Below are 6,560 nucleotides of genomic sequence, written 5' to 3' on the forward strand. Positions count from 1 at the left end.
TTTTTTGAAAGTAAAAAGGTATGTAAATGACTAGTTAGTTTAATTATGCTTGTGCTGAAGTAAATAATGACTCCATTTTTACCTTGCTCTTCTCTCGAATTTCAGCATCTGCATGGCGCATAACATATTTATGCGCTACAGCGATTGCTAAAACATCATCTAATAAGCCAATCCCAATAATAGCAGCTATATCTGGAATGAAATCGATTGTTAATACGTAATAAGATAAAGCGGCTAATATTATGAATTTCGCTTTAGTAGGTAATTCTTTCTTTTTCATTGTGTAGAATAAGATAATACTTTCATATACGCTGGATTTACCGAGGTTTACAGAGCTTTTTTTGAACTTTTTCCAAAGTGTCTGTTTCTCCATATAAACACTCCTTTTACAAAAACATAGATTTTTTAAAAGGATGGACAAAGAAGTGAGAGATTAATCAATGTTATTGTTTTTCTTATTATATATTTCCATAAAGATAGGGGATTACCTGTTCAAAATAATATAATGTGGATTATGCAACGATTCACAGTGTTCCGTTACATAGTATATATATTGTAAAATGTATGTGGATGATTTAGTTATTATTATGCATTTTATAAGCGGTATGGGGGAAGAAAAATGAAAATAATAGAACTACCAATTGAATTCGAATTTAACGGGCAAAAACAATGTATTTATCCAAGTTTAATTATATTACATAATGAATTAACGTTAGTGGATACAGGATATCCAAGTTTTTTACCTTTAATTGAAAATGCAATATTAAAACATGGATATGAGATGAAAAACTTAAAGAATATAATTATTACCCATTATGATGACGATCATATAGGGGCTTTATATGATTTTAAAGTGAAATATCCAAATATTAATGTTATTGCTAGTGAAATTGAATCTAACAATATTAATGGTGATATAAAATCAGAGAGGTTAGTTCAAGCTGAAGAAATGTTAGAACGTATGCCAAATGAAGAAAAAGAATTTGGTAAATGGTTTATACAACAGTTAAAAAATATAAAACATATTTTCGTCGATGAAAAAGTACATGATGGTCAAATGATTTTGAATAATGAATGTCAAGTAGTGGCAACGCCAGGACATACCTCGGGGCATATTTCATTATATTTTCCCAATTTAGACTGTGTAATTACAGGAGATGCAGCGGTTCAAGAGAATCGAGAGTTAGTTATAGCTAATCCGAATTTTTGTTTAGATATAGAAAGGGCGGAACAGTCTTTAAATAGGATTAAAAGTCTTAAAGCAGCGCAGTATTATTGCTATCATGGAGGAAAGCTTACTGTATAAAATAATAAAAAAACCAATCTTTTCGATATAGAAAAGATTGTTTTTTTAATTCATAGATTCTGCAATTTGAATTAAATCCTTTACGTTATATTTTCCTTGTATATAGCGTTTGTTACCAATTGCAATTGTATATTGAAAACCATTTTCCTGAAAGAGGAGCTCATATGCTGAATCAAAATGAGGATTATATAGTGCTTTTATATTATTTTTTAAGCTGTAGAACTTAGCTCCACTATGTACATAGAAGCCTAATTTGTTTTGAACTGGTGAAACAGTGATTTTAAAAATCCCATTAATGTCTTCATTGTAGTATTGGAGGTTTAAGTAATCGTTATAGATGTACCCTTGAAATTCGTGAATTTTGTAGGAGTAAGTATATGTTCCTTACATTTCATTTCATATTCTTTTACGATAGTAGCTTCTTTTATAAGTGGATTCCCATCATAAATTTGATTCATTTGAGATATTTTATTATTTTTTGTTACTATTTCTAAAATGAAACCGATAGTAAATTCATCATTAGTGCCTTTCAAATAAGAAATAAGAATTGTAGTATCTTCTTTTGGAGATGGTACTATTTTAATTTCATGAATAGGTTTTTCCTTTTGGAAAGTAGGTAGTTCAACCCCTTCTGTTACATATGACTGCATTAATTATTTATCATTTTTGAGTAAGGCATGTTTGAATTCACTTATTACATCTGTTTGAGATTTCGCCATAATAATTGTAGTGGATTGAAAATATAATAAGATAAATATGCAAAAAAAATTTATGAATGTAGTGGTCAATTTTATCACCCTATAACTATATTTCCGTAACATTGAAATATATATGTATAGGAGGGGAGAAGATGAGTTTATTGCTTGATGTAATAATGGATATAATTTTGTTTTATCCTCGAAATGACATGAAATTAAAACATCATATTGTCAAATTAAGCGAATTTGAGTGGTTTCGAAAGCTACACGAAGATACAAAGTATACAAGTTTAATTTGGAGTAATAGAAAAATTAAAAAGTATATTTTGACTTCTGCAAATATGGAAACATTAATAAAATCCGAGAAAAAGCAAAAAGAATTTGTCCATCTAGTACACGATGAATATAAAAAAAGAAGATAAGAATTTTTTTATTTTTCATATTTAGCGAAACAAATGGTACAATGAAAGCTAATGTGAAAAATAAGGAAAAGAAGTGGTCTATTTGAAAAACTTTTTAGAATTAGGAATTAGTGAAACTTTTAATCATACATTACGTGAAAATGGAATTACAGAAGCAACACCAATTCAAGAGAAGGCAATTCCAGTTATTCTGTCAGGTAAAGATATTATTGGGCAGGCGAAAACAGGAACGGGTAAAACGTTAGCATTCGTGTTACCGATTTTAGAAAAAATCAATCCAGAGTCTAGTGATGTTCAGGCTTTAATCGTTGCGCCAACAAGGGAACTAGCACTGCAAATTACAACTGAAATTAAAAAAATGCTTGTTCAAAGAGAAGATATTAATGTACTAGCGATATATGGCGGACAAGATGTCGCACAACAATTGAGAAAATTAAAAGGTAATACACATATTGTTGTAGCGACACCAGGACGATTATTAGATCATATACGACGTGAAACAATTGATTTAAGTAATCTTTCAACGATTGTACTAGATGAAGCGGATCAAATGCTTTATTTCGGTTTCTTATATGATATTGAAGATATTTTAGATGAGACACCTGGTAGTAAACAAACGATGTTATTCTCAGCAACGATGCCAAAAGATATTAAAAAATTGGCGAAGCGTTATATGGATGAGCCGCAAATGATTCAAGTACAAAGTGAAGAAGTAACGGTAGATACAATTGAGCAGCGTGTCATTGAGACGACAGATCGTGCAAAGCCAGATGCACTTCGTTTTGTTATGGATCGTGATCAACCATTTTTAGCAGTTATTTTCTGTCGTACAAAGGTTAGAGCAAGTAAGCTTTATGATAATTTAAAAGGACTAGGTTATAATTGTGCTGAACTTCATGGTGATATACCTCAAGCGAAACGTGAAAGAGTTATGAAGAGTTTCCGAGAAGCTAAAATTCAGTACTTAATCGCAACGGATGTAGCAGCTCGTGGACTTGATGTAGATGGTGTAACGCACGTATTTAACTTTGATATCCCTGAAGATGTAGAAAGTTATATTCACCGCATTGGCCGAACAGGACGTGCAGGTGGATCAGGTCTTGCAATTACATTCGTTGCAGCGAAAGATGAAAAACATTTAGAAGAAATTGAAAAAACGCTTGGTGCACCAATACAAAGAGAAATAATCGAACAACCGAAGATAAAACGTGTAGATGAAAATGGAAAACCGGTACCAAAGCCGGCTCCAAAGAAATCAGGTCAATATCGTCAAAGAGATAGCCGTGAAGGTTCAAAAAGTGAATCAAGACGTGATTCCAGAAATGGCTCAAGAAGTGATTCAAGAAATAGTTCTAGAAATGAAAATAACCGATCATTTAATAAGCCAAGTAATAAAAAAGGTAGTACAAAGCAAGGTCAGCAAAGACGTGGCCGCTAAATGGTTATAATTGTAAAAGAGTCGCGAAATATTGCGGCTCTTTTTTTGTTTGTATACAACAAGGGTGATGCCGAAAAAAATTTCACTCACCGTATTTAAAATGAATTTTAAAATATATAAAAGAAATTTTATAGTCCAAAACCAGTAGAGCAAGGGTATTACAACCATGTCGCAATTCAAGAACAAGTGCAACTTACGTATGAACAATATTTAATCGAAAAAAATCGAGAGAAAGCAGTTCGTACTAGCTCCTCTGATGATGATACGGAAATATCTTTTGCAAACAAAGAATTGGACGATTTGGTGAAAGAAATTCGTAACACATTCAAACTGTACGGGAATGTTATAGTGCAGCAAAAAGAGAACGGAACTTATTATGTCTACTATTTCGGTAGACCACTTTGGTTGAAAGAAAAGGTATTGAAGCGAGCGAGTATTTTCATTACACATTCCGCAATTATCGAAATGGAGGAAGAGAAGTTTATAAATGATTTAACTCATATTGGTAGATGAAAAAAATAAGGGCGTGCGAAGATCGAGCTTTCTTATTTACAAATTTAAATTAACAACCATTTTCGAATATTGGCAGAAAGATAAAATTATTGTTGCTGAAATGGAAAGTAAAGCAAGTTATCTTTATTGGCAGCAGTTCAGAACAAAATTTGTAACAATGTCGATGGTGAAATTTATGAAGTTTGTAAAGTGCGAGAATGAAGATGTTTTTGACATCAAGCGCATGTACAGCGCAGAGCAGGCTTTCAAGAAAGTGTAAAATTTTCGCTACCTCCATGCGGGGGTGATTGTAAGGAACTGGAAAACTCATTTGTTCGTTTTGTTCGATGGAGGAATTGAAAAGCGCAACTGTCATCATTTTTTGGAAATTGCTTATTACGATGATGAGGGTAATGTGGTTCGAAGCTACCAGAAGGGGGAATATGCGGTATAAGAAAAAAGGACTTGCAGTCGTATCTGCTGTCCTTTAATAGGAGAAAAATTATTCTGGATTAGAACTACGAATAACAAGAAAACGCGCTTTAAATTAGTGTTGTCAAAGATGTAATAATCTATGCAACAAAAAGCTTAGTTGGAATTCAAAACACCAAAATGGCTTGCATTGGTAACAGGCTCAAAACTAGTATATGTAAAATGAAAAATTCCATGCAAAAAGCAGACAATAATTTTGGTTGTCTGCCAGTGAGTCGAATGAGTTAGCTAATTGTGATAAATTGCATTCCTATTAGGAGAAGAGTGAAGCTGCTAGTTCAAACAGCTTGTTGGTATTATTTTCGATATTTTAAAAAATATACAGGAAAAGCAGATAAGTTAAGAACCTACCTGCTTCTGCTGTAACAAAAGAAAGAAGTATTAGCCGTGGATACGGCGGCTTGAGAATAGTATGTATTTTTATTTAAAAAATATTCAAGGGGTGAAGAAACATGGAATGTTTGATACATGGTATCTATGAAATTAATCAGCTAATTAGTAAAACAAAAGAGAAAAATTATGAGTAAATATAACAATAAGAAGGTAGAACTAGACGGCCATGTATTCGATAGTAAAGCAGAAGCAGATTATTACTCCGGATTAAAAATACGCCAAGCTACAGGTGAAATTACAAGCTTTAAATTGCAATGAAAAATTAAGTAACTTTAAAAAATGAGATATGTATCGGAGTCTTTTTATGTACAAAAGAATGAGAGATTTCTTCTGAACATTTAAAAGGAATCTCTTATTCGTAATCGGTAAATTAGGTTTTAGAAAAACGAAAAGATTTTGTATGAAAAATAAATAAAAGAATTCGTTCGTTACAAACGGATTCTTCCCACAAGGTCTGCAAGAAATTCAAGGTAACTGGACCAGAGCAACCTGTGAAATTCCTTGTGATAATACTGTATGCAAATGAATCAAAATGGTTAATGGAAACTAAACAAAATCTTATTTTAAAGCTAAAGAATGTCTTGTGGAGCGCTCCTTATAGCTAATTATGAATGTTTATGTTCAATCTTAGATTTCTTACTTGGAGGAATAAAATGCTCTTGAACAAAGTTTTGATAGACAATACTGCCAATAATTACAATATAAAACACCGTACAAAAGAAGATTAAAATGTATTTTACTGCCTTGTTCATATTAGTACCATCCTAAAAGAGAATTATTTGGATTTTAATATGGTATGTGAAAAAGGTGCATTTATACAAGGGAAGGGTAGTTAGCAAAAGTAAAACAAAATCTTTATTTAAAAACTAAAGAGCGCTTTTTAAAGCGCTCCTTAAGAAAAATAAAAAAGAATACCTCATGATACTGTATGTATGTTTTTTAGGAATGTGAGGATTTAAAACAAAATCGTTATTTGAGAAAAAGGAGAATGGAAATGTCCTTAGTGGGGAATTTGAAAGAACTCCAAGAAAAAGTCATTGATGAAAAGGTATTGGAATTTGCAGAGGAAATGGAATGCGTAATAATCGAAAGTGCTGCAAATGGATATTCAGGTTATAGATATCAAATTCATAAAGAAAATCCAGACAAGCATATTCTGCACTCAAAACCATTTACGGAAAAGTTACAAGAATTAATGGATGGTGTGAAAGTTGAATTTAAGGTAGTAGAAAAGAAAAACATTTTAGGTGGATCTTATTACGAACATTACATCCGTTTTAGTTGGAATGACTAATTTCTTAATAAAAAACGCTATTTTA

The 6,560-nt window shown here is 31.8% G+C and carries 7 protein-coding genes and 2 pseudogenes; 6 read left to right on the forward strand and 3 right to left on the reverse strand.

Annotated elements, in window-relative coordinates:
* Positions 1-43: 43 nt before the first annotated feature.
* A complete protein-coding gene (locus C4S65_RS21310) occupies positions 44-373 on the reverse strand; it encodes a DUF1232 domain-containing protein (RefSeq protein ID WP_000415089.1) in 330 nt (109 codons plus the stop codon).
* A gap of 246 nt (positions 374-619) precedes the next feature.
* Here C4S65_RS21310 and C4S65_RS21315 point away from each other — a divergent pair, with 246 nt between their 5' ends.
* The gene (locus tag C4S65_RS21315) at positions 620-1,306 is read left to right on the forward strand and encodes an MBL fold metallo-hydrolase (RefSeq protein WP_000691156.1); all 687 of its coding nucleotides are present in this window, start codon (positions 620-622) and stop codon (positions 1,304-1,306) included.
* A gap of 45 nt (positions 1,307-1,351) precedes the next feature.
* Here C4S65_RS21315 and C4S65_RS21320 read toward each other — a convergent pair.
* Positions 1,352-2,127: pseudogene (locus C4S65_RS21320) on the reverse strand (hypothetical protein).
* A 29-nt stretch (positions 2,128-2,156) separates the two neighbouring features.
* Between C4S65_RS21320 and C4S65_RS21325 the strand changes: the two are divergent.
* The 4 genes and pseudogenes from C4S65_RS21325 to C4S65_RS21345 form a co-directional block, all read left to right on the forward strand.
* Positions 2,157-2,426 (forward strand): hypothetical protein, encoded by a 270-nt coding sequence (locus C4S65_RS21325; RefSeq protein ID WP_086406715.1) that lies wholly within the window; start codon positions 2,157-2,159, stop codon positions 2,424-2,426.
* Between the two features lie 73 nt (positions 2,427-2,499).
* A complete protein-coding gene (locus C4S65_RS21330) occupies positions 2,500-3,864 on the forward strand; it encodes a DEAD/DEAH box helicase (RefSeq protein WP_003307035.1) in 1,365 nt (454 codons plus the stop codon).
* Between the two features lie 186 nt (positions 3,865-4,050).
* On the forward strand, positions 4,051-4,377 hold the full coding sequence (locus C4S65_RS34535; RefSeq protein WP_176281129.1) for a hypothetical protein: 327 nt from the start codon (positions 4,051-4,053) through the stop codon (positions 4,375-4,377).
* Between the two features lie 990 nt (positions 4,378-5,367).
* Positions 5,368-5,496: pseudogene (locus C4S65_RS21345) on the forward strand (DUF1064 domain-containing protein); the annotation flags it as partial.
* A 350-nt stretch (positions 5,497-5,846) separates the two neighbouring features.
* Here the strand turns inward: C4S65_RS21345 and C4S65_RS34545 are convergent.
* Positions 5,847-5,993: a hypothetical protein gene (locus C4S65_RS34545; RefSeq protein WP_153578076.1), complete on the reverse strand. Its 147-nt coding sequence runs from the start codon at positions 5,991-5,993 to the stop codon at positions 5,847-5,849.
* A gap of 242 nt (positions 5,994-6,235) precedes the next feature.
* Between C4S65_RS34545 and C4S65_RS21350 the strand changes: the two genes are divergently transcribed.
* Positions 6,236-6,535, forward strand: a complete 300-nt coding sequence (locus C4S65_RS21350) for a hypothetical protein (RefSeq protein ID WP_061665829.1) — start codon at positions 6,236-6,238, stop codon at positions 6,533-6,535.
* Positions 6,536-6,560 lie beyond the last annotated feature (25 nt).

It is taken from the genome of Bacillus sp. ok061 (assembly GCF_900108285.1).
Lineage (GTDB): Bacteria > Bacillota > Bacilli > Bacillales > Bacillaceae_G > Bacillus_A > Bacillus_A thuringiensis_S.